This window comes from Erwinia sp. MMLR14_017, assembly GCF_033657285.1.
Lineage (GTDB): Bacteria > Pseudomonadota > Gammaproteobacteria > Enterobacterales > Enterobacteriaceae > Erwinia.
On the sequence record NZ_JAWVWP010000014.1, the window covers coordinates 1 to 24,546 of the forward strand.

Below are 24,546 nucleotides of genomic sequence, written 5' to 3' on the forward strand. Positions count from 1 at the left end.
GATGTGTATAAGAGACAGGTCTTCAAACGTTTCTGCTCTCCCTGACCAGGCCACCAGGCTTTCAGGCAACACGCCTTTTCGCCCAGTCTTCAAACGTTTCTGCTCTCCCTGACCAGGCCACCTTGCTTTCAGGCAACACACCTTTTCGCCCAGTCTTCATACGTTTCTGCTCTCCCTGACCAGGTCACCTGGCTTTCAGGCAACATGCCCTGAAATCAGGCAGCGCAGCTTCAACCACGCTGCCTCAGGTATACTTATGCTGCATCCAGTCGGAAGATCTGTACCGTCTGCGCCAGCTGTTTCGCCTGCTCTTCCAGTGAAGAGGCCGCCGCAGACATCTGCTGTACCAGCGCGGAGTTCTGCTGAGTCGCGCCATCCATCTGATTAACCGCCACCGTGACCTGGCCAATCCCCTGTGACTGCTCGTCAGAGGCATGAACAATCTCGCCGATAATGGTTTTTACTGAATTCACCGCAGCGGTCATCTCCTGCATGGTTCTGCCTGCATCCTGTACCAGCGATACGCCGTGATTGACCCGCTGTGTAGACTCGCCAATCAGCGCAGAGATATCTTTAACCGCGTTGGCGCTTCGCTGCGCCAGGCTGCGCACTTCAGCCGCTACCACAGCAAAACCGCGACCCTGTTCACCCGCGCGGGCTGCTTCAACGGCGGCGTTCAGCGCCAGAATATTTGTCTGGAAAGCGATGCCGTTAATGATGCTGGTGATAGCGCCAATTTTGCGGGAACTCTCGTCGATCTGCTGCATGATTTGCACAACTTGCTGAACGAGAAGCTCGCCGCGCTGAGCAATATCCGTTGCATTCTCGGTCAGCGACGTGGCCTGGTGCGCATTGTCGGCATTGTGTTTCACCGTAGCGGTCAGCTGCTCCATGCTCGCCGCCGTCTCTTCCAGCGCCGCCGCCTGCTGCTCTGTACGGGAAGCAAGGTCAAGGTTACCGGATGCAATCTCTTCCGCGCCCTGACGAACGGAGTCGCTGGCGGAAATAATCTCGCCTACCATGGTCCTTAATTGCTGCTGCATGGTTTGCATGGCAAAGAAAATACTCTGACGATCGCGCGCGGCCACCGGGATCTCAGCGCTAAGATCGCCTTCTGCCACGCCCAGCGCTATCTCTGCCGCCTGAGAAGGTTCCCCGCCAATCGGTTTAGCTATCTTGCGGCTGAAGATCAGCCCCAGCACGGAGCAGACAATCACTATGCTCAGGATCATCATGATCAGGGCGTGCATCAGCTGACGATTCGCTTCCGCCATTACCGCGCCGACCGGAGTGACAATACCCAGATACCACGGCAGATTGCTGGTGCCGACGGTGATGGGGCGCCAGATTTCCAGCACATCCTCACCCAGCGTAGTGTCAAAATGCTCCACTACCTGCTGCGAAAACTTATCGGTCACGCCCTGGTAGGGCTTACCGGACATCGCTTTATCCGGGCTGGAAACCACCAGTCCCTTATTGGAAAGCAGTACGGCATAACCTAAACCTTCCCACGGCTTAATCGCACCCACGGTTTTCTGTAAGGTAGCCAGGGAAATATCAGAAGTAATCACCGCTTTAAGCTTGTCATCATCAATCACCACCGCCGCAACCGAAGTCAGCAACGTATCGACGCCGTTATAGGCATAGCTGTAAGGCTCGGTCAGAACATCTTTTTTTAACTTTTGCGGGATCAAATAGTAATCGCCCTGGCCCGGCTTGAAGATGGAGTCCAGATTATGCAGGGTAAAGTGACCAGAATTGTCCCGATCGACAAAGCGCGCAAAACGTCCTTTCGGTGCGGAGTCTGGCTGTTGGGCGAACTCAGCATCGCGGCCATCAAACGCATTTTCTTCGAAAATCACCGACATCGACATATAGTCCGGATTCTGCTTCAGAGAATACTTCATTAACTCTTCAGCAACCTTACGGTCGGTGATGCCTGTAGCGGGCAGGGCGATCAGACTCTGGCCCAGATTTCGTGCCACCGTGCGGGCATATTCAAGCTCTTTCTGCACGCTAAGTGCGTTACTTTCCGCAATCTGCCCAAGGTAATCCTCAGCCAGTTTGCGCTGCTGCTGGCTTGACTGCCAGCTGAGTAAGCCAATAGTGATGGTAAAGCCAAGAGTGATGGTCAGGGCGCCCGCAACAAGCATCATCGTTCGGGTGCTCATTTTGCGTTTGGCGGTGGTTTTGTACATAAAAGATTCCCCGGTGTAAGAGATGGCGCGTAATTAACTTCCTGTCAGGTAATCTCCTTGTGATCACTTTATCGGCAAGATGTGAACAAGCTTTATGCATTCATGCAATAATCACGCTACAAAATTACACCGCCAGCTGAACGGGAAAGGAAAAGTCATAAGCGGGGCTGGCTTAATTTGCCAGGACTGTGCCAGACTTAAGGGCGACCCCGACAACGGCCCTTGCGCGAGTTTGCGGGATCACTTTGCTAATTTATGAATCAGGAGAGCATCATGGATCGATATCCACGTTCCAACAGTTCTATGGTTTCGCAGGCTAACACCGGTTTGCAGACTTATATGGCACAGGTTTATGGCTGGATGACGTGCGGTCTGTTGCTGACCGCGTTTGTTTCATGGTTTGCGGCGAACACGCCTGCAGTTATGGAGCTGGTCTTTGCCAATCGCATCACTTTCTTTGGTCTGATTATTGTGCAATTAGGGCTGGTATTTGTGCTTTCCGGGATGGTGCATAAGCTTAGCGGGGCGGCAGCGACAGCGCTGTTTATGCTCTATTCCGCGCTAACCGGCCTTACCCTGGCAAGTATTTTCCTTGTTTATACCTACTCCTCTATCGCCAGTACTTTTGTCGTGACCGGCGGGATGTTTGGTGTCATGAGCTTCTGGGGTTACACCACAAAACGCGACCTAAGCAAAATGGGTAGCTTGCTGTTTATGGCGCTGATCGGGATTGTGCTGGCTTCTCTGGTCAATATCTGGCTGAAAAGCTCCGCGCTGATGTGGGCCGTGACCTATATCGGTGTGGTAGTGTTTGTCGGGCTGACTGCCTATGACACGCAGAAGCTGAAGAATATTGGTGAGGGGATTAATGTCGAAGACAAAGAGAACCTGCGTCGTTATTCAATTATGGGCGCTTTAACGCTCTATCTGGACTTTATCAACCTGTTCCTGATGCTGCTGCGTATCTTCGGCAACCGCCGCTAGCAGTACAGTGTCACTCTGCTCAGCCCGGACGGCTCTGCTCCGTCCGGGCTACACTTCAACTATCAACTCTGCTGGTTAACTCACAATCTTCTGCGGCGCTAACCCCGCATCACGACTTCTGCATATCCCGCTCGTTCTTCTGCCGCAGCGTTTTTGCCCGTCCTTCCAGCCACAGATAGAGCACCAGTGCCAGCAGCAGCGGAGCAATAAAGTAGAGCACGCGATAGGCCAACAGCGCCGCGATAATAGAGCCGTGAGTGAGATGCTCGCCGCCCAGCAGCGCCAGAAATACTGCTTCCAGCACGCCAATGCCCGCCGGGATATGAATAATTACCCCGGCAATACTGCTAATCAGCAGCACGCCCAGCACCTGCGGATAATCGACTCTTTGTGCCAGCAGCAGCCAGATAATGGCACCCATCACCAGCCAGTTTGCACTGGACACGGCAAACTGAAGCATGGCCATACGGAATGATGGCAGCGCCAGCTTGTGCCCTTTAACCGTCCAGCGACGACGCTTTGAGAAGGCGCAAAGCGCAAGATAAACCACCACAAAGGCCAGGAGCGCCACACCGATAGCTCGTAACGTCCCTTCACCGATAAACCAGCCGGAAGGAATGGGCACCATTCCTGTACTGAAGACCACGCCTGCCACCAGCACATAACCCAGCCAGTTAGTGGCGATGCTTAACGAAAAAATACGCGTAATGGTGCTGTTTTCCAGTCCCAGTCTGGAATAAAGTCGGTAGCGCATCGCCACGCCGCCAACCCAGGTACTTAGCGTCAGGTTAAAGGCATAACAGATAAACGACACCAGCATCACCTGGCGCTTTTGCAGCTTGTGGCCGCAGTACGCCTGACCTATCAGATCGTAGAGGCCATAGGTAAGATAACTTACGACTACCAGCGCCACGGAACTCAAAATAGCGACGCGGTTGTAATTGGTTATCACTTCAATGACGTCGTGCCAGTTAACCTTACGGGCATAGACAACCAGCAATACAATAACGGCGATAAAGAATAGCCATGTGAGGATTTTCTTCACCCACTTCCAACGGGATTGCGCAGCAGACATCAGGGTTTTACTCGCTCTTTATCAGGCTCGACACGATCCTGGGTTTCCAGCTCAGGCTGAACAGGAGAAGAGATTTGCGCCAGCTTCGGCGTATGGGCCGGCAGCCAGCCAGCGATAGCCGGGAAATGACGCAGAAAGTGGAATACCACCACGCTTTTCCCCAGCTGCCACCAGTTCTGGCGGGGGAGCTGGCTCTCCTCCACGCGTTTACAATCTTCTTGCAGCAGGCGGTTAAGTTTACTGCGGACTATTTCATTAAAGGTCCGGTCGTGAACGATCAGATTCGCTTCCAGATTCAGTGACAGACTCAGTGGGTCCAGATTACTGGAGCCAACGGTTGCCCAGTAATCATCCTGAATGGCGATCTTGGCATGCAGCGGACGGCGGATATATTCATAAATCTCCACACCGCCGCCCACCAGATAGTTATAAAGCAGCTCGGCGCCGACTTTCACTATCGGCATATCGGGCTCTCCTTGCACAATCAGTTTGACAGAGACGCCTCGCTGCGCCGCGCTGCGCATCTCCCGCAGCAGCTTATAGCCGGGGAAGAAGTAAGCGTTCGCAATGATCACTTCCTTTTTTGCATTACGCAGCATGTCGATATAGTGCTGCTCAATATCGTCCCGGTGCTCATCGTTATCACGCCAGACAAACAGAATCTGCGCCTCGCCCGGCATAGCATTTTTGGCCGGACGATGTGAACGGCCACCCCACCAGCGGCGGGTAATCTGTTCGCTGTTCAGCGCCTGTTGCACGTAGGAGGTGATGTCATCAACAATCGGACCTTTCACCTCTACGGCATAATCCTGCTTTGCTTCCGCACCATAGCTGGAATTGTGCTCGGCGGAGTAGTTGATGCCGCCAACAAAGGCGATTTCGCCGTCGCACACCACAATTTTACGATGCAGACGACGGAAGATGTTAGTACGCATCCCTAACACCAAAGGACGGGGATCGTAGTAAATGAACCGCACACCAGCCGAGGTCAGAGCGGTGACAAATTCATCGGAGAGGTCGTTAGATCCATACCCATCCAGCAGCATCTCTACCTTAACTCCGCGTTTTGCCGCTTCCAGCAGCACCGCATGCAGCTCATTTCCTACTTCATCTTCAAAGAGGATAAACGTTTCCAGCAGCACGAACTCGCGCGCACGACGGATAGCTTCAAATACGCGTGGGAAGTACTCTTCGCCGTTTTCCAGCAGGCGCAGGCGATTACCATCGCGCCACTCCATATTCATAGGTGAATCTCCACGGCCAGAGGGGCGTGATCGGAAAGATGTGACCAGGGCCGCAGCGGAATTGTCTGTGGATGACTGATCCCGGCATTGCGGACATAGATCCGGTCAAGTCTCAGCAGCGGGAAGCGGGCAGGGAAGGTACGCGCCGGGCGTCCATTTTTTCCGCTGAAGACCTCTTCCATTGCTGCCCCTTTTTTCAAAATAGCGTTGGCTTTTTGCTGCCAGTCGTTGAAATCCCCCGCGACCACTACCGGCGCGCCCTTTGGCAGGCCATTGACCAGATCGCACAGCAAGTTTAGCTGCGCATGCCGGTGCGCATCGCGCAGTCCCAGATGCACGCAGATAGCGTGTAAAGGTTCTGCCTGGTCAGGGATTTGCACCTGACAATGCAGCAGCCCGCGCTTTTCCGTACCCTCCACAGAAATATCGCGGTTTTCAAACGCCACGATCGGGAAACGGGACAGAATGGCATTGCCATGGTGCCCTTCGGGATAGACGGCGTTTCGCCCATAGGCAAAATCATTCCACATGGTATCGGCCAGAAATTCGTAATGAGGTGTGTCAGGCCAGTTCTCAACCTCCAGTTGATTAACGGCGTGGGTACCCATCACCTCTTGTAAAAAGACAATATCCGCCGCCGTTGCTCTGACGGCATCACGCAATTCAGGCAGGATAAAACGGCGGTTGAAAGCAGCGAAACCCTTGTGCGTATTGATTGTCAGGACTTTTAATGAAAATCCCTGCGCATTCTGTGGCATACTGTGCGCGCTCTCCTTTTCATCTGGTGAAGAGTAAAGTGTAGTCTTTGTCACAAAAGAGTGCCCTGAAACGGCGTTCTTTGCGGCATTATCCGAAAACTAAGTTAGTCTGAGGACATTCGTTATCACTTACTGTGTTAACAAGGCTGGGCGACCTCTGTTGGGTCTGCCAGGAGAATACAATGAAATGGTCTAACCGTATTCAGATTGTCACTGGACAAACCTGTGTACATATCACGCTGCACCTCCTGCTGATTGCCGGACTGGTGTGGGGATGGAAACATCAGGCGCTGCTGCAGGTCAGCACGGTTTTACTGGCGATGTATGCCAGCGTGTTTACCGCCATGCTGTTGACTCAGCGGCTGCCACGTTTGCGCCGGGTTGGGGACTTCCTTGAGGATGTGACCACCACCTACTATTTTGGCGCGGCGATGCTGGTGTTATTTATGCTCTCCCGCGTGCTGCACAACAACCTGCTGTTAGGGTGTGTTGGAGTGCTGATGCTGACCGGACCCTGTGTGGTCTCTCTGCTGGCTAAAGAGCCTGTTCGCGCTCGCCAGCGTCACCGCTAAGCACCGCAGGCCACGAAAGTGGCCTGTTCTTCAGGCAAATCCCTCTCTACGCAACTCTTTTTTAGCCGCTGGTTATAACCCACTGTGATGCACGCTGAGCAAAAGCCTTTTTTCCTGCAAAAAAAGAAACGCTCTCTGTGCTGACATAACATCTGTTATAATCCGGCTCTTACGCACCGTGGTTTGTGCTCCCTTTCAACGTCAGGCGAAGCCTGGCGTCATATTCTCCCCCTGGAAACTACACCGTGTAATGCGGTCAGGGCGGATCCGGAGTCAGTCAATTTTATGTCATTTGATTCTCTCGGCCTGAATGCCGATATTTTGCGTGCTGTTGCAGAACAGGGTTATAACGAGCCTACGCCTATCCAGCGTCAGGCTATCCCGGTAGTCCTTGCAGGGCGCGACCTGATGGCCAGTGCCCAGACCGGCACCGGTAAAACAGCGGGCTTTACGCTGCCGCTGTTACAGCTGCTGAGCAGCAGCAGCCCGCACCCTAAAGGTCGTCGCCCGGTTCGTGCGCTGATCTTAACCCCCACCCGTGAGCTGGCAGCTCAGGTAGGGGAAAACGTTCATGACTACAGCAAGTATCTGGACCTGCGTTCGCTGGTCGTCTTTGGCGGCGTCAGCATCAATCCGCAGATGATGAAACTGCGCGGCGGCGTGGATGTACTGGTGGCAACGCCAGGCCGTCTGCTGGATCTGGAACATCAGAACGCGCTGGACCTCTCTCAGGTTGAGATCCTGGTGCTGGACGAAGCTGACCGTATGCTGGATATGGGCTTTATTCACGATATCCGTCGCGTGCTCGCTAAACTTCCTGCCAAACGTCAGAACCTGCTCTTCTCTGCCACCTTCTCTGATGAGATTAAAGGTCTGGCGGAAAAACTGCTGCACAATCCGGAAGAAGTCTCTGTGGCGCGCCGCAACACCGCTTCCGAGCAGATTGAACAGCATGTGCACTTCGTTGATAAGAAACGTAAGCGCGAACTGCTCTCCTTCCTGATTGGCCGTGATAACTGGCAGCAGGTGCTGGTCTTTACCCGTACCAAGCATGGTGCAAACCACCTTGCTGAACAGCTGAATAAAGACGGCATCACTGCCGCCGCTATTCACGGTAACAAGAGCCAGGGTGCCCGTACTCGCGCCCTGAGCGATTTCAAAGAGGGTAAAATCCGCGTGCTGGTGGCGACCGACATCGCTGCACGAGGAATTGACATCACTGAGCTGCCACACGTGGTGAACTACGAGCTGCCAAACGTGCCGGAAGATTACGTACACCGTATTGGCCGTACTGGTCGCGCGGCAGCAACCGGTGAAGCGCTCTCTCTGGTTTGTGTGGATGAACACAAGCTGCTGCGCGATATCGAACGCGTGCTGAAGCGTGAAATCCCACGTATTGCCATTGAAGGCTATGAGCCGGACCCCTCGATCAAAGCGGAGCCGATTCAGAACGGTCGTCAACAGCGTAGTGGTGGTGGCGGCGGCGGTGCAGGCCGCGGGCGCGGCGCACCGGCTGGTAACCGTGGCGGACAAAATGGTAACCGTAGCAGCAACGGCGGCGAACGCAGCCAGTCTGCTGGCGGCGAACGTAGCCAGGCTAACGGACAACGCCGTCAGGGCGCAGGTTCCGGCACCGCGCGGACGGAAGGCAGCAGCAGCGGGGCACCTCGCAATAAAACCCGTCAGCGCCGTTCTAACCCGGCATAATATCGTATCAGGGGGACCGCCAGGTCCCCGTTTTAACAGGCTGTCACATGCGCGTTTTACTGGCCCCGATGGAGGGCGTGCTGGACTCGCTGGTGCGCGAACTGCTCACCGACGTTAACGATTACGATCTCTGCATCACCGAATTTCTCCGGGTTGTTGATCAACTTCTCCCTGTAAAATCCTTTACCCGACTCTGTCCGGAACTTGATCATGCCAGCCGCACGCCGTCTGGTACGCTGGTTCGCATCCAACTTTTGGGACAGTACCCCGAATGGCTGGCTGAAAATGCGGCCCGCGCGGTTGAGTTAGGCTCGTGGGGCGTGGATTTAAACTGCGGCTGCCCGTCAAAAACGGTGAATGGCAGCGGCGGCGGGGCGACCTTATTAAAAGATCCTGAACTGATTTATCGTGGCGCGAAAGCGATGCGGGAAGCAGTACCTTTGCATCTGCCGGTGACGGTCAAAGTCAGGCTGGGCTGGGAGTCTGGTAATAAGCAGTTTGAAATTGCCGATGCGGTGCAGCAAGCGGGCGCGACAGAGCTGACAGTTCACGGACGCACCAAAGAGGATGGCTACAGAGCCGAGCGCATTAACTGGGCGGCCATTGGCGAAATTCGCCAGCGGCTCACCATTCCGGTGATCGCTAATGGTGAAATCTGGGACTGGCAGAGCGCACAGGCCTGCATGAAGACGACCGGATGTGATGCGGTAATGATCGGGCGGGGGGCGCTGAACGTGCCTAATCTCAGCCGGGTCATTAAATACAATGAACCGCGGATGGCGTGGGCGGATGTGATGCAACTGCTGAAAAAGTATGTTCAGCTTGAAAAGCAGGGCGATACCGGCCTCTATCACGTGGCCCGCATCAAACAGTGGCTGGGTTATCTTCGTAAAGAGTATGACGAGGCCAGCGAGCTGTTCAGCCTGATCCGGGCGACGAAAACCTCGGATGAAATTGCCCGGCTCGTGACGCAATATCAGGTAAGCGAAGCGTAGATTTTCCCGCACAGGGCAAAATTTTATCCTGCCGGACTGCCTCATGAGAGTGAGAAATGGCAGCTGGTGCCGCTGCGCTGCAAGAAACGCGCTGCCCCAACCGCTTCAGGCAGAATGGCGAAAAGAGCCGTCACATTTGTTGCCAAACTTCGCAGGATATCTTAGCTTGCTAAGGGTATGATGTGCGTTACATCACACTCTTTTTCTGGCTCCGACATGTCTCCAACCCCGGCATTATCCAGTGCACAGCTCAACAAACGTATCATCTCTGTGGTGGTTTTCACCTTCTTCTGTTATCTCTCCATTGGATTGCCGCTGGCGGTTCTGCCGGGTTATGTGCATAACCAGCTTGGCTACAGCTCGTTTATCGCCGGGCTGATTATCAGCCTGCAATATTTTGCTACGCTGCTCAGTCGCCCGCAGTCGGGCCGTTACGCCGATCTGCTCGGCCCAAAAAGAGTGGTACTGGTGGGATTGGTGCTGTGTGGGGCAAGCGGACTGTTTACGCTGCTGGCGCTATTCTGGCAGACCACGCCGTTAACCAGTTTAATTTTGCTGGCGGCTGGGCGGGTTGTTTTAGGATTGGGTGAAAGCCTGACCGCAACCGGGTCGATTTTGTGGGGCATACATATCGTCGGCACGGTACAAAGCGCCAGGGTGATCTCCTGGAACGGCGTGGCAACCTATCTGGCGATGGCGATAGGGGCACCGCTGGGCGTGATGCTTAACGCTGTTTTTGGCATTCCGGGGTTTGCCGTACTGATTATGCTGATGGCGATTTTTGGCTTCTGGCTGGCGACCCAACGCGCCGCCGTGGTGGTGGCCGTTGGGCAACGCATTCCCTTCAATAAGGTATTTTCCCGCATCTGGGTCTACGGGCTGTGCCTGGGGCTGGGCACCGTGGGTTTCGGCTCCATCGCCACCTTTATTACGCTCTACTTTGCCAGTCATAACTGGAACGGCGCGGCTTTCTCGCTGACCTTGTTCAGCCTGGGCTTTATCGTTATGAGGCTGCTGTTCAGCAACTACATCGGGCGCTTTGGCGGCATCCGCGTATCGCTGCTCTCCTTCGCCATTGAATCTGTGGGTCTGCTACTGATCTGGCAGGGCACCTCTGCGCTGATGGTGGATGCGGGTGCGTTTCTGACCGGTTCCGGCTTTTCGCTGGTATTCCCGGCGCTGGGCGTCGAAGCCATTAAACAGGTGGCCCCGGAAAATCAGGGTTCTGCCTTGGGGCTCTATTCCGCCTTCCTGGATTTTGGCCTGGGCATTACGGGACCCGTGGCGGGCTTGCTGATTGGTCACTGGGGCGTCGATTCTGTCTATCTGGGAGCGGCAGTAGTGGTGTTCTTTGCCTTTGCGCTGACCTTGAGGTTGCAGCTGATGGAGCGGCGGGGAGAAGCTGAGAAAACGGGCGTGGCGTGAAGTGCATCTGAATCGGGCAGAGGGCTAAGCGGCCTCGCAGACCGTCCTGTCAGAAAGCCGCTTATCCTCTGCCCGCTCCTCAGTAGACTTCCGGCACAATCATATTTTCCGGCACCGGCGAACGACGATAATCTTCGTTGCGCTCACGTGGGGGCAGGTCAATCTTCTTCTCTTCGGCGTCTTCATAAGGTACCTGACGCAGCAGGTGGCTGATGCAGTTCAGGCGGGCTTTCTTTTTATCCACGCCCTGCACCACCCACCACGGCGCTTCGGCAATGTGGCTGCGCGCCAGCATAATCTCTTTTGCTTCGGTATAGTCTTCCCAAAGGCGGCGGCTTTCCAGGTCCATCGGACTCAGCTTCCACTGCTTCAGCGGATCATGGATGCGGCTCAGAAAGCGAAGCTCCTGCTCTTCATCGGTGATGGAGAACCAGTACTTCACGATTTGAATGCCGCTGCGCGTCAGCATTTTTTCAAACTCCGGCACGCTGCGGAAAAACTCTTCCACTTCCTCATCGTTACAGAAGCCCATCACGCGCTCCACGCCCGCACGGTTATACCAACTGCGATCAAACAGCACGATTTCCCCCGCAGCGGGCAGGTGAGCGATATAGCGCTGGAAATACCACTGCGTCCGTTCGCGATCGTTTGGCGCGGGCAGGGCGGCAACCCGGCAGGTTCTGGGGTTCAGGCGCTGAGTGATGCGTTTGATCACGCCCCCTTTACCCGCCGCATCACGACCTTCAAAAATGATCACCATGCGGTGACCTGTACGGGTTACCCACTCCTGCAACTTGACCAGTTCGCCCTGCAGACGGAGCAGTTCGCGAAAGTAATATTTACGCCAGGCTTTTTTGTCCGGGTCCGGCGGCCGATCTTCGCCAAAACGAACGTCATCCAGCTCCATCTCCAGCTCTTCATCGTAGCTGTCGTAGAACTCCTGTAACAGGCGCTCGTAAAAGCGGTTTTCAGTAAAACCATTATCCTGGGTAGCCATCAGAGACTCCTGTTAAAAGTGGGTAAAGAGCCAGTAGAGCGAGGCGGAAAGAAGGATGGAAACCGGCAGAGTCAGTACCCACGCCATCAGCAGATTGCGCAGCGTGGACATTTGCAGACCAGAGCGGTTAGCCGCCATGGTGCCCGCCACGCCAGAAGAGAGCACATGGGTGGTGGAAACGGGCAGGCCAAAGGCGTCAGCTGCCCCGATGGTGGCCATCGCCACCAGTTCCGCACTGGCGCCCTGCGCATAGGTGAGATGCGTTTTACCGATTTTTTCGCCCACGGTGACCACAATACGTCGCCAGCCAACCATCGTGCCAAGTCCCAGTGCAATCGCCACCACAACTTTCACCCACCACGGAATAAAGCGGGTGGCGTTATCCAGTTCAACTTTCAGCGCGTCCAGCTCATGTTGCGTCTGGGCGGGAATGCTGGCCTGCTTATCGCTCTTCAGGTGCTTGATGGTTTCCGAGGCAAGATACATATCGTTTCGGGTGTTGGAGACGGCCTGAGCCGGGATTTTCTCTACCGTGCCGTACTGGCGGATCTGATTGCCAATGGTTCCGGTAAGCTGGGCCAGCGCAGGCATTACGTTGGGGTTGAGCATACCGGTGCGCACGTACTCCGTCAGGACTTTATAGGGCGAAGCAGGCGGCGTGACGCCAGGAGAGAGCGCCATCAGCTGCTGCTGAGTGACCGTGGCTAACGCCGCAACGCGTGGACTTTGCTCTGCCGGAATGGAACGGTTCAACGCATAGGCGATCGGCATCGTGCCCACCAGGATCAGCATGATTAACCCCATGCCTTTCTGACCGTCGTTCGAGCCATGGGCAAAAGAGACGCCGGTACAGGTGAGAATTAACAGGCCACGGATCCATGTGGGCGGTTTTTTATTGCCCTTTGGCGCGCTGTAAAGTTCCGGTTTGTTGACCATGCGCTTCATCACCAGCAGCAGGATGGCTGCGCAGACAAAACCGATAATGGGCGAGAACAGCAGCGCATAGCCCACTTTCAGAGCCTGATCCCAGTCCACGCCACTGGTCCCGGTACGGCCATGGATCAGAGCGTTTGCCACGCCGACGCCAATAATAGATCCGATCAGCGTATGGGAAGAGGAGGCGGGCAGGCCGAACCACCAGGTACCCAGGTTCCAGATGATGGCGGAGAAGAGCAGGGCGTACACCATTGCAAAGCCGCTGCCGGTTCCGGCCTGTAAAATAAGCTCTACTGGCAGCAGCGAGATAATGCCAAAGGCGACCACGCCGCTGGACATCAGCACGCCGAGGAAGTTAAAGAATCCTGACCACATCACTGCAATATTCGGCGTCATCGAGTGGGTATAGATCACGGTAGCCACGGCGTTAGCGGTGTCGTGAAAGCCATTCACAAATTCAAACCCCAGGGCTATCAGCAGCGCCAGGCCCAGCAACAGGAAGGGGACGTAGCTGGTAAAGACACCTCCCGCATCGCTGACATCGTTAAACAGGTTAACCCCGGCGAAAGCAATACCAAGGATCACCAGAAGCAGAAAAAGCAACACGGAAAAGCGGCTGTTCCTGCCATAGATTGGCGGGCGAACGGCATGGTTCTGGCTCTGCTGGAACGCGCTGTTATGGCTCATAAAATCTCCTGGAGTGACCGGGTGACAGAGGGTGAACTGCCGGATTGTGAGAAGGAGGTCTCAGAGAGGGTGTACGCAGGTTTTATGACAAGGAGATGAAGCTGAAACGGCGCTCAGGCAGGCGGTGGATCTGTTTCCTGCGGATACTTTTACTGCAGGAGTCCAGCCAGATGGAGCAGAGTAACCGTACGCTCTCTACCCTGAGGCTCATCACCGTGCTGGCGTTGCCCATCCCCATCATGGTGGGCTTTTTCGGCATGAATGCAGGCGGTATTCCCCTGGCTTCTCATCATCATGGCTCTATTCTGCTGGTGCTGTTAGTGACGCTGTTTACCGGCGTGGCCGGCTGACTGGCACCAGGGCTGTGCGATAAAATGTAGCCAGGAGACTGATTTATCAGATATTTCCCCTGAAAGTCGCACCAGAATTCCACTAGTGTATAAAGGAGTGATCTTCGCATATGAGTAAAAGCGACCCGTTATGTTTGTCCCCAAACCGGTTCATCTGTTAGCAGGCTGCCTGCTGTTTCCCCCTCTGGTTCATGCCGACACCGTCTGGATGAAAAACGGCGACCGCCTCAGCGGCACTATACGCTCGTTGAGTAATGGCAAACTGGTGATGGACACCAGCTATGGCGGCACCGTCTCGCTTAACTGGAGCGCTGTCAGTACCCTCTCCAGCGATAAGCCAATTGATGTTTCTACCGGCAATGATAACAGTATTAAAGCGCAGCTTGAGGCTGCCGACGCTGGCTACGTCATCGTCCGGCGCGGTGATGATGAGCAACGGATCAAGGCAGATAAACTTGAAGAATTTATGAAGCCAAAAGAGCAGACGGACGCCCTTGACTGGACAGGTAACGTAGATGCGGGCATCAGTCTGAAAAAAGCCTCAACGCGCACCCATGATTATAACCTGGCGTACAACAATAAAATTAACGTGGGAAAATGGCGTAACGACTTCGGCGGCACCTACAACCGTGAGGAAGAAGATGACAATATCAACACGGAAAATTACAGCCTGCGTTATGCGCTGGATTACATGTTCCGGGAACAATTTTTCTGGCAGGGAAGGGCCACCTATAAACGCGACTGGGTGGAAGATATCTCCAGCCAGATAGTGATTGGCACCGGGCCAGGCTATCAGTTCTGGGATAACGAGTTAGGATCTTTTTCGCTGGCGCTGCTGGGCGGGGGTTTTGGTTATCGCTACAGTGACGGCAGTACAGACAACCATGCAGGGGCCTCAGTTCGCTGGGATTACCAGCGCAATCTTCGGGGTAAAGAGCTTACACTCTTTACGCATGGTGATGTAGGGCATTCACTGGATGATGACGCTATTTTTAGCATGGATGCCGAGATAGGGTTGCGCTACCAGCTCACCAGCTGGACTTCACTGCATATCACTTACGGGCATAACCTGATTAGCGGCACCAGAGATACGCTCAATGAGCGCAATTTCACCACCGGACTTGGGGTAAAATGGTAATAAAAACGGGCCATCAGGCCCGTTTTTATTACAGCGTGCGGTTAAGACTGCGTGTTCACTGCGGGAGCCGCAACCGGTGCGGAAACTTTAGCGGGCAGCGGGGCGGGTTTGCTTTCATAAACCGGACCCGGCTGTTTTGGCACCACGAAGGTATTGTTGTCAGGCGTTGCCGGTGCGGCTGGCTCGGCAGCAGGAGCAGAGCCGCCCATTTCCGGGTTCACCGCAGGGGCTGACGGGTTAGCGGGAGCCGCATTATCCTGAGGCGCAGCCTGATCCACTGGCGCAGCATTATCCTGAGGGGCAGCAGCGTCTGCTGGGGCCGGAGTTGAATTCGGCTCCATCACGTTCGCACCCTGTGGCGTCACCGGAGTCATTGGCTCCTCTTTCGGCATTGCGTTGTCCATTTCCGGCACGGCAATGGGGGCAGCCGGGACATTATCCGCAGCACCGTTCACTTTGGTCGGCATACCGGTACGCGCCTTCAGCGCATTATCCAGGGCCGCCGTGTCTACGCTGGCGTCGCTTACCACTTTATTAACAACAGGCGTAATGGTCAGCGGCACTGGCTCGCGTGAATTGAACTGTTCTTCGGTCTGAGAAAGCGGGTTATGCACTTCCACCAGGCGGGAACCGTCCGGCTCGACGGTCGCTTTAATCGGCTGGTCGATAAACTGCACGCGGGTGCCGACCGGCACGTTGTCGAACAACCATTTGATATCATCAGCACGCAGACGCACACAGCCGTGGCTCACGCGCAGGCCGATGCCGAAGTTGGCATTAGTGCCGTGAATAGCGTACAGGCGGCCAATGTAGAGCGCATAAAGGCCCATTGGATTATCCGGCCCGGCAGGGAAGATAGTCGGCAGAGGTGAGCCAGCTGCGACCGACTCTTCATGCATTTTTTTGGTTGGTGTCCAGGTGGGGCCATCTTTTTTACGCTGAACGGTGGTGGTCCAGTTGATTGGAGTGTCTTTACCCAGTTCACCTACGCCAACAGGCAGCACAACCACAGTTTTGCTGCCTTTCGGGTAGTAATAGAGGCGCATTTCGGCGCTGTTGATGACGATCCCTTCACGCAGGGCGTCTGGCAAAATCAGCTGCTGTGGAATAATGAGTTTAGTGCCCGCTTTTGGCAGATAGACGTCAACGCCAGGGTTGGCTTCCATAATATTGCTCAGGCCCATCTGGTACTGCGCAGCAAACGCTTCCAGCGGCAGTTTACTGTCCTGAGGCACGGTGATTTCCAGGTTCTCACCCAACAGACGGCTGTTGGCCGCTGGCAGAGAGTACACGACGGCAAAGGCTGAGTGGCTGTATGCCGTAACGGCCAGGACTAAGGTGGCTAATGCGCGGATGCTTTTTTTCATATTCTTTAAAATGAAGCGCCTGTAAACAGTGGATAAATGTGCCTGTGCCGGTCAGGTTCAACCGGCTGCACATTATATGGTCATACAACCCAGGAATAAACCAGGATTTGTAACAGTTGAACTAACTTTACTCAAAAATGTCACGGAAACGGTTCCCGGCTGCGCGAGAGGGGAACAATACCCTTGCTGAAAGGGTGCAGAAGTACGCTTTGCGCTAAGGCTGCCATAAAGGATCTTCGCCACTGAGTTTACGGTTAAGGAAAAAAGCGGCACTAATCAGCGCAAGATGGCTTAATGCCTGTGGCGTATTGCCCAGGGCATAGCCCATTTTATCGAACTCTTCCGCATACAGCCCCAACGGGTTGGCATAGCTCAGCAGTTTCTCAAATTCAAAATGCGCTTCGTGTACCCGCCCCGCGCGTGCCAGACACTCCACATACCAGAAGGAACAGGTAGTAAACGAGCCTTCATCGCCTTCCAGGCCATCGGCCGGGGTTTCTGACAGGTTGTAGCGGCGTACCAGTCCATCGCTGACCAGCTTCTCTTTAATAGTGTCCAGCGTTGCCAGCCAGTCCGGGTCGGTAGCGCCCACAAAGCGCACCAGCGGCATCAGCAGCATAGAGGCATCAACAAATTCACCATGACGAACTGAAACAAAATGGCCGCGCTCTTCATTCCAGAAGTTTTTCCAGATATCTTCACGGATCTCATCTCTGGCCTCGCACCAGCGAGCATAAGGAAAAGAGAGAGAGCGCTTCTCTCCAAGCCGGATCGCCCTGTCGAGCGCTACCCAGCACATCAGCCTGGAGTGGAGAAAATGCTGAGGTGCGCCGCGCATCTCCCAGATCCCGGCATCGGCCTGGTTCCAGTTTTCGCTGACGTAATCGATCATTTTACTGACATGCTTCCAGCCGCGGTGCGAAATGGCCTCACCATATTTATTGGCCAGATAAACCGCGTCCATCAGCTCGCCATAGATATCCAGCTGGCACTGATGCCAGGCATCATTACCAATCCTCACCGGCGTGGAGTTGGCATAGCCCGAAAGATTGAGCAGCTCGCTTTCGTGTAGTTCAGTACCGCCATCGAGGCGATACATCACCTGGAGTTTTTCCACATCGTTATGGCTGTTCTCCACACAACGTCCCACCCATTGCGTGAAGTGTTTAGCTTCATCAACGTAACCCAGACGCATCAGGGCATACATGCTGAAAGAGGCATCACGCAGCCAGGAGGCGCGGTAATCCCAGTTCCGTCCTCCTCCTAACTCCTCCGGCAGGCCGAACGTGGCCGCTGCCGCAATGGAGCCATGTTTCCAGGAGGTCAGCAGCTTTAACGTCAGCGCGGAGCGGTTTACCATCTCCTGCCAGCGCCCACGATAGGTACTTTTGGCGCTCCAGTGCCGCCAGTAGTTCAGGGTCTCCTGGAAACAGCGTTCTGTGCTTTCATCATCCAGATGGTCGTCATCGGCGCTGCCCAGGATAAAGATACGATATTCACCTGCCTTCAGGGTAAAGCGGGCTTCAGCGGCTGCCCCGTCCAGCGTAAAGTCCACCTGGCCACACAGGCGCAACGTAGGCTGCCCTTCGGCGCTGAACGCTACGCTGCCCTCTCCGGGATGGGCCTGAGTATTCGCTCTGGCATAGTCATGGACGGGCGAGCAGCGCAGGGCAAAAGTGGCCTCGCCATGCACCAACTTCACCCGCCGGATAATACGCGGCTGGTCATCTTCTTTGTGGCATATCGGCATATAGTCGGTAATTTCTGCCACGCCCTCTTTAGCCAGCCAGCGCGTTTGCAGAATATTGGTATCGGGCAGGTAGAGCTGCTGGCGGCGGACGTTCTGCCACTCAGGCGCGATGCTAAAGATGCCCGCCTCGTCACCATCCAGCAGGGCAGTGAACACAGAAGGACTGTCCAGATTTGGCCAGCAAAAGTAGTCCAGGGCGCCATCATTGGCGATCAGCGCACAGGTCCGTAAATCCCCAATCACGCCGTGGTCCTCTATTTTTCTTTTAATGTTACTCATGTTATTTCCCGGCATTAAGAAAAGGGCTTGAGAGATAACTATAGTCATCATTTGTAGCGAGGCGGCGCGTCAGGCGTAAAGCAGCTGAGATTTCCTCTTCTATACTTGCGGTTGGCTATCACCACTGACAGGAGAAAACCATGAGCACAGCAGAGACTAAAGTGGCGGTTGTGACCGCTTCAGATTCAGGTATTGGTCAGGCCAGCGCCATCATGCTGGCTGAGCAGGGATTTGATATTGGTATCACCTGGCGTTCTGATGATAAAGGCGCGCAGGAAACTGCCCGGCAGGTTCGTGAACGGGGGCGCAGGGCGGAAGTTGAACACCTTGACCTGGCCGATCCTGAAGAGGGAGGACGTTCTCTGGAGACGTTAATTGCGCGGTTAGGGCGCATTGACGTACTGGTTAACAATGCGGGTACCAATGTCAAAGCCGACTTTCTGGAAACAACGTTCGAAGAGTGGCGTAAAGTCTTTTCGGTAGATGTGGATGGCGCCTTTGTCTGTGGGCAGATTGCCGCGCGGCATATGGTCACTCAGGGGGAGGGCGGACGGATTATCAACATTACTTCGGTTCATGAGCATACGCCATTGCCAGGTTCAATTGCCTATACGGCAGCCAAACATGCGCTGGGTGGACTGACCAAAGCGATGGCGCTGAGCCTGATGCCGCATAAAATATTGGTGAATTCCGTTGCGCCGGGCGCTATCGCCACGCCGATGAATGAGATGAGCAACGAGGATGCCAGCCGCATCTCAATGCCTGAAATTCCGGCGGGGCGGCCCGGAGACACGCGGGAAATCGCCAGTATGGTTGCCTGGCTTTGCTCGCAGTGGTCCACTTACACCACCGGGCAGTCATTTATTATTGATGGCGGCTTTACGCTGGCTAACCCGCAATATTATATGCAGAGCTAGCTGGACGGGCCGGAGACGGAAGGAGCCGTCCCCGGCAACTCAACAATTGCTTATGACTCATCTTCCGGTTCACGATCTGACCGGCGTTTGAAATAGATCCTCACGCCCCAGACCAGCGCCAGAATCAGCACGACCCAAAAAATCTGCTTGAGATGGCGATCTACCGCGTGCAGCCAGGGAGCAATAACCTGACCGCCAAGATAGCCCAGCGAGACAAAAATCACCGCCCAGAGCACTGCGCCAATCACATTCAGCAGCATAAATTTTTGCGGCTTCAGCTTGCTGGCGCCGATGATGATCGGGCCGACAATGCGCAGGCCGTACATAAAGCGTACTCCCAGCACAAATAAGACCGGACGTTTACGGATTTTTTTATTGGCTTTGGCGATCTGTTTCTGATGTTTTTTGAATTTCTTCAAAATAGCTTCGCCGTAATGACGGCCAATAAAGAACAGAGCGGTATCGCCAAGGATACCGCCCGCCATAGCCACCAGCACTACCCAGCCATAGGTCAGCAACCCTTCATGAGCGGCAATCCCGCCCAGCAGCGTGAACGTCTCCCCTTCGGCGATGCAGCCAATAAATAGCGCAAAATAACCGTACTGCGAAATCAGACTGTTTACGTCCATATGAATATTCTCTCCCCCGGTAGATGCGCAGAAAGCCCTAAGTCTAACCGTTATGGCTTAAACCGTGAGGAAAGATCGCCGAAAGAGCGTTTATTTTTGCTATGAATTGAATTATTTAGCACAAAGCTGGCCTGCATGAAAAACAAACAATTCACAACCACTTATACTTGAGGTACCCCGCCCTGGCCGCGGCTTACCGAGTAGAGGAGTGAAGAGATGAACCATGTATGGGGACTTCTTGCGCATCCTGACCGCGAGATGCGTGACATCAAGCAAGAAAACGAGACCATTTCTCACCACTATACGCACCATGTGTTACTGATGGCGCTAATCCCGGTGCTCTGCGCCTTTATCGGCACCACGCAAATTGGCTGGGATCTGGGCGCTCAGCAAACTATCGCCCTGTCGCTGATGAACGCCTTTGCGCTGGCCGTGCTGTTTTATGCCCTGATCCTCGGCGGCGTTGCCGTAATGGGCCGGGTGATCTACTGGATGGCGAGGGACTACCCTCAGCGTCCCAGCCTGCAACGCTGTACGGTGTTTGCCGGCTATGTGGCAACCCCGCTGTTTCTTAGCGGATTAGTGGCGCTCTATCCGCTGGTCTGGCTCTGCGTATTTGTTGGTACGCTGGCGCTGGTTTATACCGGATATCTGTTATACGTCGGCATTCCGCTGTTTCTGAATATCGACCGGGAAGAGAGTCTGCGCTTCTCTGGCTCAACTCTGGCTATTGGGGTACTGGTACTGGAAGTGCTGCTGGCGATGACGGTAGTGCTTTGGGGTTACGGTTACAGGCTGTTTTAATGCGTTCAGCCGCCGGAATTCCGGCGGTTCCTCATTCATCATCAGAAACGAATCTCCACTAGGAAATTCCTTAACCTCCATCGTATGATGCGCTTGCCAGCCCCCGTGTGGCCTGCTTTGCGCGGTGGCGGCGTGTGGTTTTACCGCACCTGAATCACTTCCCGGTTAAGTTTTTAAAAGATGCCTGCAAAAATACGCTTGTCTCTTCTGACTCTGGCTCTGCTTTTTACTGCTCAGGCACCTCTGAGCCAGGCCGTCGCCAGCACTCTGGCCGACGCTGCCCCTCTTGTACAGCCGCAGATCGCCTCCGGCAGCGCGATGATTGTCGATCTCAACACCAATAAAGTGATCTTCGCCAGCCATCCCGATTTGGTGCGACCTATGGCTTCCATCACTAAACTGATGACGGTGATGGTGACGCTGGATGCACATCTGCCGATGGATGAGCTGCTGAATGTGGATATCAGCCATACGCCCGAGATGCGCGGCGTCTATTCCCGCGTCCGTCTGAACAGCGAAATCAGCCGCAAAAACATGATGCTGCTGGCGCTGATGTCCTCAGAAAATCGCGCCGCCGCAAGCCTGGCTCACCACTATCCGGGCGGGTACGATGCGTTTATTCGCGCCATGAACGCCAAAGCCAGATCGCTGGGCATGACTCAGACCCGCTATGTTGAACCCACCGGTTTATCGACGCAAAACGTCTCCACAGCCCGTGATTTGACTAAATTGCTGATTGCCACCAAACGCTATCCTTTACTCGGCGAGCTGAGCACCACCCATGAAGATATGGCGGTGTTCAAAAGCCCGAATTACACGCTGCCTTTCCGCAACACCAACCATCTGGTTTACCGTCCCGACTGGAATATCCAGCTGACCAAAACGGGCTTTACCAATGAAGCGGGCCATTGCCTGGTGATGCGCACGGTGATCAAACAACGTCCTGTGGCGTTAGTGGTGATGGATGCTTTTGGCAAATATACCCATTTTGCCGATGCTAACCGTCTGCGTAACTGGATGGAAACCGGCAAGATTTCCCCGGTGCCGGCGGCTGCGCTGAGCTATAAGAAACAAAAAGCGGCGGAAATGGCCAGCACCGGCAGCACCACCGAGATCGTCGAGTAACGTTTTTTCGTTACTGAATCTTATAGTGTCGGGCCGGGCAAAAGCATAGACTGGCGCGCAAGTTTTATGGTGCCGGAACTGCCCGGCCCTGCCTGATACCTGGAAACCTTCATGTCTATGTTGTTAACCTTTTTTCGCCTCTGTCTGTTACTTCTTGTCACGCTGTCACCCGTGCTGGTGCATGCCGCCGATGATGATGAGAGCCAGCAATCCGGCGATGCTCCAGTCAGAGTCAATGCGGCGATAGAGCTGCCAAAAATGCAGAAAGTGCTGGATAAAATTAAGCAGCAGGTTTCTGGCGAAACGAACGACGGCAAACTCAATGCCCTGAATGATATGGCGCTGGAGCTTTCTGGCGATGCCGATACTCTGATGCAGGGGATTATCCCACAGCGTGCGCAGTTACAGGCGCAGCTGGAAGTGCTGGGGCCGGCGCCCAAAGCGGGCAGCGGCGTTAAAGAGACCGCTGAAGTCACCAGCAAGCGCAAAAGCCTGGAAAATCAGAAAGGGAAAATAGATGACCAGATCAAGCAGGCGGAGGCGATTAAAAGCGGTGCGATCAATCTTTCAACCCAAATCGTTAAGCTTCGCCGGGACGCGCTGAAAACGCAGCTGGCCCTGAACGCCGGCAGTATTTTTGGCCCGCGCTTCTGGGCGCCGCTGTTTAATACACACAGCGAAGACAGCGACAAAGTCAGCGACTTTGTGCAGGAGCTGAAAGAGACCGCCATACTCTCCTGGCAACCCGGCTGGCGCATGGGGACCGTACTGTGGATACTTCTTGCCGCGCTGGTGGCGACGTTAGGGCGGCGTTACCTGGAAGAGTTTCTGGCATGGGTCGGCATCCATCTGCTGCCTGAAGGGCGCCTGCGCCGCAGTTTCCTCGCCGCCGCAACGGCAACCACTACGCTGCTTGCCGTGGTACTGGCCTTTAATTTCCTCGATCTGGCTTTCACCCGTCATGATGAAGTCGTGGATGACGTGCGCGACTTTGCCGACAAGCTGGTGGGACTCAGCGTATTTTGTGGGCTGATAGCGGGCCTGGGCAGAGCGTTTTTGTCCACCCGTCGCCCTTCATGGCGTCTGCCGAATATCTCTAATGAAGTGGCCACGGCATTAAAACCTTTTCCACCTCTCACTGCTGCTCTGGTGTTTGTCTTCCAGACGGTGGAAAGCCTTAACAGCAGCGCGAACACCAGCGTAGGCACCACAATATTTGCCAACGGTCTGACAGCTTTACTGATTGGTGCCACCGCGCTCTCTATCAGTTTCCGTACTAACCGCGTGCGGCGCAGAATGCTGCTGGAGGGTCAGCAGCCAGAAGCGAAATCGACGCTGGTGGGCCTGATCCAGATGGCGATTACGCTGTGTGGCGTGGCGATTATGGTGACGCTGGTGATTGGCTACGTCACTCTTGCCCGCTTCCTGAGTTATGAACTGATCTGGATGGGTATCGTTTTTGGTTCCTTCTACATTGTCAGCCAGCTGGTGGCAGATGGTTGTGAAAGCTTGTTCTCCACCCATAACCCTTCCGGTAAAAGCATTCAGCGCTCGCTGAATATTGATGAGCGTCACCTGGCGCAGGTCGCTGCCTTGCTGGCGGGGCTGGGTAAAACTGTCCTGGTGCTGATTGCTGCCATGGCGCTGCTGAACGGTACTTTTGGCAGCTCGACGCCGATTGAGCTGGTACAGAAAGCGATTGAATTCTGGGGCGGTAAAGGCCTGGAGTCGCTGAATATCGTGCCGGCCCACGTGCTCAACGCCCTGATCATGCTGGTCGTGGGTATCTATGTCCTGCGCTCGGTCAAACGCTGGCTGGACCAGGATTTCCTGCCGAAAACTACCATGGACGTGGGGATGCGCGTCTCGCTTATCACCCTGTTCAGCAACCTCGGTTACGTACTGGTGTTTCTGCTGGCGCTCTCGATTATGGGGCTGCAATGGAACAAGCTGGCATGGATAGTCAGCGCGCTGTCGGTGGGTATCGGTTTTGGTTTGCAGGAGATCGTAAAGAACTTTATCTCGGGCCTGATCCTGTTGACGGAACGGCCGGTGAAGGTCGGGGATCTGGTCAGCATCAGCGGGATAGAAGGGGATATCCGCCGCATCAACGTGCGCGCCACGGAGATCCAGCTTGGCGACAAATCTACGGTGATTGTGCCCAATTCCCAGCTGATCTCGCAGAACGTGCGTAACGCGACGATGGGCAATGCGCAGGGGGTGGCGACCATCACGCTGACCTTCCCGTTGGATATCGATCCTGTTCAGGTGCGCGATCTGCTGCTGGAAGTCTATAACGAGAATGAACGTATTCTGGATACGCCAGAGCCTTCGGTCTCGTTTAAGGATCTTACCCCGGCAGGGATCGTGTTGGCTGTCACGGGTAACGTGGCAAGCCCCCGTCAGGTTTCAGGGGCGAAAAGCGATCTGCTGTTTGATATCCTGACAAGACTGCGGAAAGAGGGCGTGGTGCTCTCCAAACCGCAAACCATGATTGTTGAGCAACGCAACGGCCAGCAGGTGGTGGTTCAGGACGACAAAATTTCCTGATCCAGCACCATTCCGCCCCTGCGACTTAAGCAGGGGCGGAATGCTTAAAGGTTTCCCCG

Annotated in this window: 19 protein-coding genes and 1 pseudogene; 11 read left to right on the top strand and 9 right to left on the bottom strand. The window is 54.8% G+C overall.

Translation table 11 applies throughout. The annotated features are described in order from the left end of the window. Positions 1-254: 254 nt before the first annotated feature. The gene (locus SD961_RS19025) at positions 255-2,198 is read right to left on the bottom strand and encodes a methyl-accepting chemotaxis protein (RefSeq protein ID WP_318791901.1); all 1,944 of its coding nucleotides are present in this window, start codon (positions 2,196-2,198) and stop codon (positions 255-257) included. A gap of 273 nt (positions 2,199-2,471) precedes the next feature. On the opposite strand from SD961_RS19025, the gene SD961_RS19030 reads away from it, so the two are divergent. Next, complete coding sequence (locus SD961_RS19030; RefSeq protein ID WP_318791902.1) at positions 2,472-3,182, top strand: Bax inhibitor-1/YccA family protein; 711 nt, start codon at positions 2,472-2,474, stop codon at positions 3,180-3,182. Positions 3,183-3,291: 109 nt separating this feature from the next. On the opposite strand, the gene SD961_RS19035 is transcribed toward SD961_RS19030, so the two are convergent. The 3 genes from SD961_RS19035 to SD961_RS19045 are packed head-to-tail and all read right to left on the bottom strand — an operon-like array spanning position 3,292 to position 6,259. Next, complete coding sequence (locus SD961_RS19035) at positions 3,292-4,257, bottom strand: lysylphosphatidylglycerol synthase domain-containing protein (RefSeq protein WP_318791903.1); 966 nt, start codon at positions 4,255-4,257, stop codon at positions 3,292-3,294. After that, complete coding sequence (gene clsB / locus SD961_RS19040) at positions 4,257-5,501, bottom strand: cardiolipin synthase ClsB (protein ID WP_318791904.1); 1,245 nt, start codon at positions 5,499-5,501, stop codon at positions 4,257-4,259. The genes SD961_RS19035 and clsB overlap by 1 nt, the downstream gene beginning before the upstream one ends. Continuing rightward, positions 5,498-6,259 (bottom strand): endonuclease/exonuclease/phosphatase family protein, encoded by a 762-nt coding sequence (locus tag SD961_RS19045; RefSeq protein WP_318791905.1) that lies wholly within the window; start codon positions 6,257-6,259, stop codon positions 5,498-5,500. The genes clsB and SD961_RS19045 overlap by 4 nt, the downstream gene beginning before the upstream one ends. 182 nt (positions 6,260-6,441) lie before the next feature. Here SD961_RS19045 and SD961_RS19050 point away from each other — a divergent pair, with 182 nt between their 5' ends. The 4 genes from SD961_RS19050 to SD961_RS19065 all read left to right on the top strand — a co-directional run bounded on the left by SD961_RS19050 (position 6,442) and on the right by SD961_RS19065 (position 10,958). Continuing rightward, the gene (locus SD961_RS19050; RefSeq protein ID WP_318791906.1) at positions 6,442-6,831 is read left to right on the top strand and encodes a YbhQ family protein; all 390 of its coding nucleotides are present in this window, start codon (positions 6,442-6,444) and stop codon (positions 6,829-6,831) included. 285 nt (positions 6,832-7,116) lie between these two features. Continuing rightward, positions 7,117-8,538, top strand: coding sequence for an ATP-dependent RNA helicase RhlE (gene rhlE, locus SD961_RS19055; RefSeq protein ID WP_318791907.1), 1,422 nt, complete (start codon positions 7,117-7,119; stop codon positions 8,536-8,538). A 47-nt stretch (positions 8,539-8,585) separates the two neighbouring features. After that, positions 8,586-9,533 (top strand): tRNA dihydrouridine(16) synthase DusC, encoded by a 948-nt coding sequence (gene dusC, locus SD961_RS19060; protein WP_318791908.1) that lies wholly within the window; start codon positions 8,586-8,588, stop codon positions 9,531-9,533. A gap of 216 nt (positions 9,534-9,749) precedes the next feature. Continuing rightward, entirely contained in the window at positions 9,750-10,958 is a 1,209-nt protein-coding gene (locus SD961_RS19065; protein ID WP_318791909.1) for an MFS transporter, read from the top strand. A 79-nt stretch (positions 10,959-11,037) separates the two neighbouring features. Here the strand turns inward: SD961_RS19065 and ppk2 are convergent, their stop codons facing one another. Both ppk2 and SD961_RS19075 read right to left on the bottom strand, forming a co-directional pair. Further along, positions 11,038-11,955 carry a polyphosphate kinase 2 gene (ppk2, locus tag SD961_RS19070; RefSeq protein ID WP_318791910.1) on the bottom strand — a complete coding sequence of 306 codons (918 nt, stop codon included), beginning with the start codon at positions 11,953-11,955 and terminating at the stop codon, positions 11,038-11,040. Between the two features lie 12 nt (positions 11,956-11,967). After that, positions 11,968-13,578: an inorganic phosphate transporter gene (locus SD961_RS19075; protein WP_318791911.1), complete on the bottom strand. Its 1,611-nt coding sequence runs from the start codon at positions 13,576-13,578 to the stop codon at positions 11,968-11,970. A gap of 140 nt (positions 13,579-13,718) precedes the next feature. On the opposite strand from SD961_RS19075, the pseudogene SD961_RS19080 reads away from it, so the two are divergent. Continuing rightward, positions 13,719-13,928 (top strand): annotated as a pseudogene (locus SD961_RS19080) (CorA family divalent cation transporter); the annotation flags it as partial. Positions 13,929-14,058: 130 nt separating this feature from the next. Further along, positions 14,059-15,066 carry a DUF481 domain-containing protein gene (locus tag SD961_RS19085; protein WP_318791912.1) on the top strand — a complete coding sequence of 336 codons (1,008 nt, stop codon included), beginning with the start codon at positions 14,059-14,061 and terminating at the stop codon, positions 15,064-15,066. A gap of 41 nt (positions 15,067-15,107) precedes the next feature. Here SD961_RS19085 and SD961_RS19090 read toward each other — a convergent pair whose 3' ends face one another. Beyond that, positions 15,108-16,433: a L,D-transpeptidase family protein gene (locus SD961_RS19090; protein ID WP_318791913.1), complete on the bottom strand. Its 1,326-nt coding sequence runs from the start codon at positions 16,431-16,433 to the stop codon at positions 15,108-15,110. Positions 16,434-16,647: 214 nt separating this feature from the next. Continuing rightward, entirely contained in the window at positions 16,648-18,462 is a 1,815-nt protein-coding gene (locus SD961_RS19095) for a glycoside hydrolase family 15 protein (RefSeq protein WP_318791914.1), read from the bottom strand. 140 nt (positions 18,463-18,602) lie between these two features. Between SD961_RS19095 and SD961_RS19100 the strand changes: the two genes are divergently transcribed. Then, complete coding sequence (locus SD961_RS19100) at positions 18,603-19,379, top strand: SDR family oxidoreductase (RefSeq protein WP_318791915.1); 777 nt, start codon at positions 18,603-18,605, stop codon at positions 19,377-19,379. A gap of 50 nt (positions 19,380-19,429) precedes the next feature. Here SD961_RS19100 and SD961_RS19105 read toward each other — a convergent pair whose 3' ends face one another. Further along, entirely contained in the window at positions 19,430-20,014 is a 585-nt protein-coding gene (locus SD961_RS19105; protein ID WP_318791996.1) for a DedA family protein, read from the bottom strand. Positions 20,015-20,224: 210 nt separating this feature from the next. On the opposite strand from SD961_RS19105, the gene SD961_RS19110 reads away from it, so the two are divergent. The 3 genes from SD961_RS19110 to SD961_RS19120 all read left to right on the top strand — a co-directional run bounded on the left by SD961_RS19110 (position 20,225) and on the right by SD961_RS19120 (position 24,487). Next, on the top strand, positions 20,225-20,812 hold the full coding sequence (locus SD961_RS19110; RefSeq protein ID WP_318791916.1) for a Yip1 family protein: 588 nt from the start codon (positions 20,225-20,227) through the stop codon (positions 20,810-20,812). A gap of 180 nt (positions 20,813-20,992) precedes the next feature. Further along, positions 20,993-21,937, top strand: coding sequence for a D-alanyl-D-alanine endopeptidase (pbpG, locus tag SD961_RS19115; RefSeq protein ID WP_318791917.1), 945 nt, complete (start codon positions 20,993-20,995; stop codon positions 21,935-21,937). Between the two features lie 111 nt (positions 21,938-22,048). Continuing rightward, positions 22,049-24,487: a DUF3772 domain-containing protein gene (locus SD961_RS19120; RefSeq protein ID WP_318791918.1), complete on the top strand. Its 2,439-nt coding sequence runs from the start codon at positions 22,049-22,051 to the stop codon at positions 24,485-24,487. Positions 24,488-24,546 lie beyond the last annotated feature (59 nt).

What these genes read in the sequence shown, in the direction of transcription:
- pbpG (WP_318791917.1), top strand. Translation starts at nt 20,993, where the DNA reads ATGCCTGCAAAAATACGCTTGTCTCTTCTGACTCTGGCTCTGCTTTTT.
- SD961_RS19090 (WP_318791913.1), bottom strand. Translation starts at nt 16,433, where the DNA reads ATGAAAAAAAGCATCCGCGCATTAGCCACCTTAGTCCTGGCCGTTACG.
- SD961_RS19120 (WP_318791918.1), top strand. Translation starts at nt 22,049, where the DNA reads ATGTCTATGTTGTTAACCTTTTTTCGCCTCTGTCTGTTACTTCTTGTC.
- SD961_RS19050 (WP_318791906.1), top strand. Translation starts at nt 6,442, where the DNA reads ATGAAATGGTCTAACCGTATTCAGATTGTCACTGGACAAACCTGTGTA.
- SD961_RS19085 (WP_318791912.1), top strand. Translation starts at nt 14,059, where the DNA reads ATGTTTGTCCCCAAACCGGTTCATCTGTTAGCAGGCTGCCTGCTGTTT.
- SD961_RS19035 (WP_318791903.1), bottom strand. Translation starts at nt 4,257, where the DNA reads ATGTCTGCTGCGCAATCCCGTTGGAAGTGGGTGAAGAAAATCCTCACA.
- SD961_RS19110 (WP_318791916.1), top strand. Translation starts at nt 20,225, where the DNA reads ATGAACCATGTATGGGGACTTCTTGCGCATCCTGACCGCGAGATGCGT.
- ppk2 (WP_318791910.1), bottom strand. Translation starts at nt 11,955, where the DNA reads ATGGCTACCCAGGATAATGGTTTTACTGAAAACCGCTTTTACGAGCGC.
- SD961_RS19025 (WP_318791901.1), bottom strand. Translation starts at nt 2,198, where the DNA reads ATGTACAAAACCACCGCCAAACGCAAAATGAGCACCCGAACGATGATG.
- SD961_RS19045 (WP_318791905.1), bottom strand. Translation starts at nt 6,259, where the DNA reads ATGCCACAGAATGCGCAGGGATTTTCATTAAAAGTCCTGACAATCAAT.
- clsB (WP_318791904.1), bottom strand. Translation starts at nt 5,501, where the DNA reads ATGAATATGGAGTGGCGCGATGGTAATCGCCTGCGCCTGCTGGAAAAC.
- SD961_RS19100 (WP_318791915.1), top strand. Translation starts at nt 18,603, where the DNA reads ATGAGCACAGCAGAGACTAAAGTGGCGGTTGTGACCGCTTCAGATTCA.
- SD961_RS19065 (WP_318791909.1), top strand. Translation starts at nt 9,750, where the DNA reads ATGTCTCCAACCCCGGCATTATCCAGTGCACAGCTCAACAAACGTATC.
- SD961_RS19030 (WP_318791902.1), top strand. Translation starts at nt 2,472, where the DNA reads ATGGATCGATATCCACGTTCCAACAGTTCTATGGTTTCGCAGGCTAAC.
- SD961_RS19075 (WP_318791911.1), bottom strand. Translation starts at nt 13,578, where the DNA reads ATGAGCCATAACAGCGCGTTCCAGCAGAGCCAGAACCATGCCGTTCGC.
- dusC (WP_318791908.1), top strand. Translation starts at nt 8,586, where the DNA reads ATGCGCGTTTTACTGGCCCCGATGGAGGGCGTGCTGGACTCGCTGGTG.
- SD961_RS19095 (WP_318791914.1), bottom strand. Translation starts at nt 18,462, where the DNA reads ATGAGTAACATTAAAAGAAAAATAGAGGACCACGGCGTGATTGGGGAT.
- rhlE (WP_318791907.1), top strand. Translation starts at nt 7,117, where the DNA reads ATGTCATTTGATTCTCTCGGCCTGAATGCCGATATTTTGCGTGCTGTT.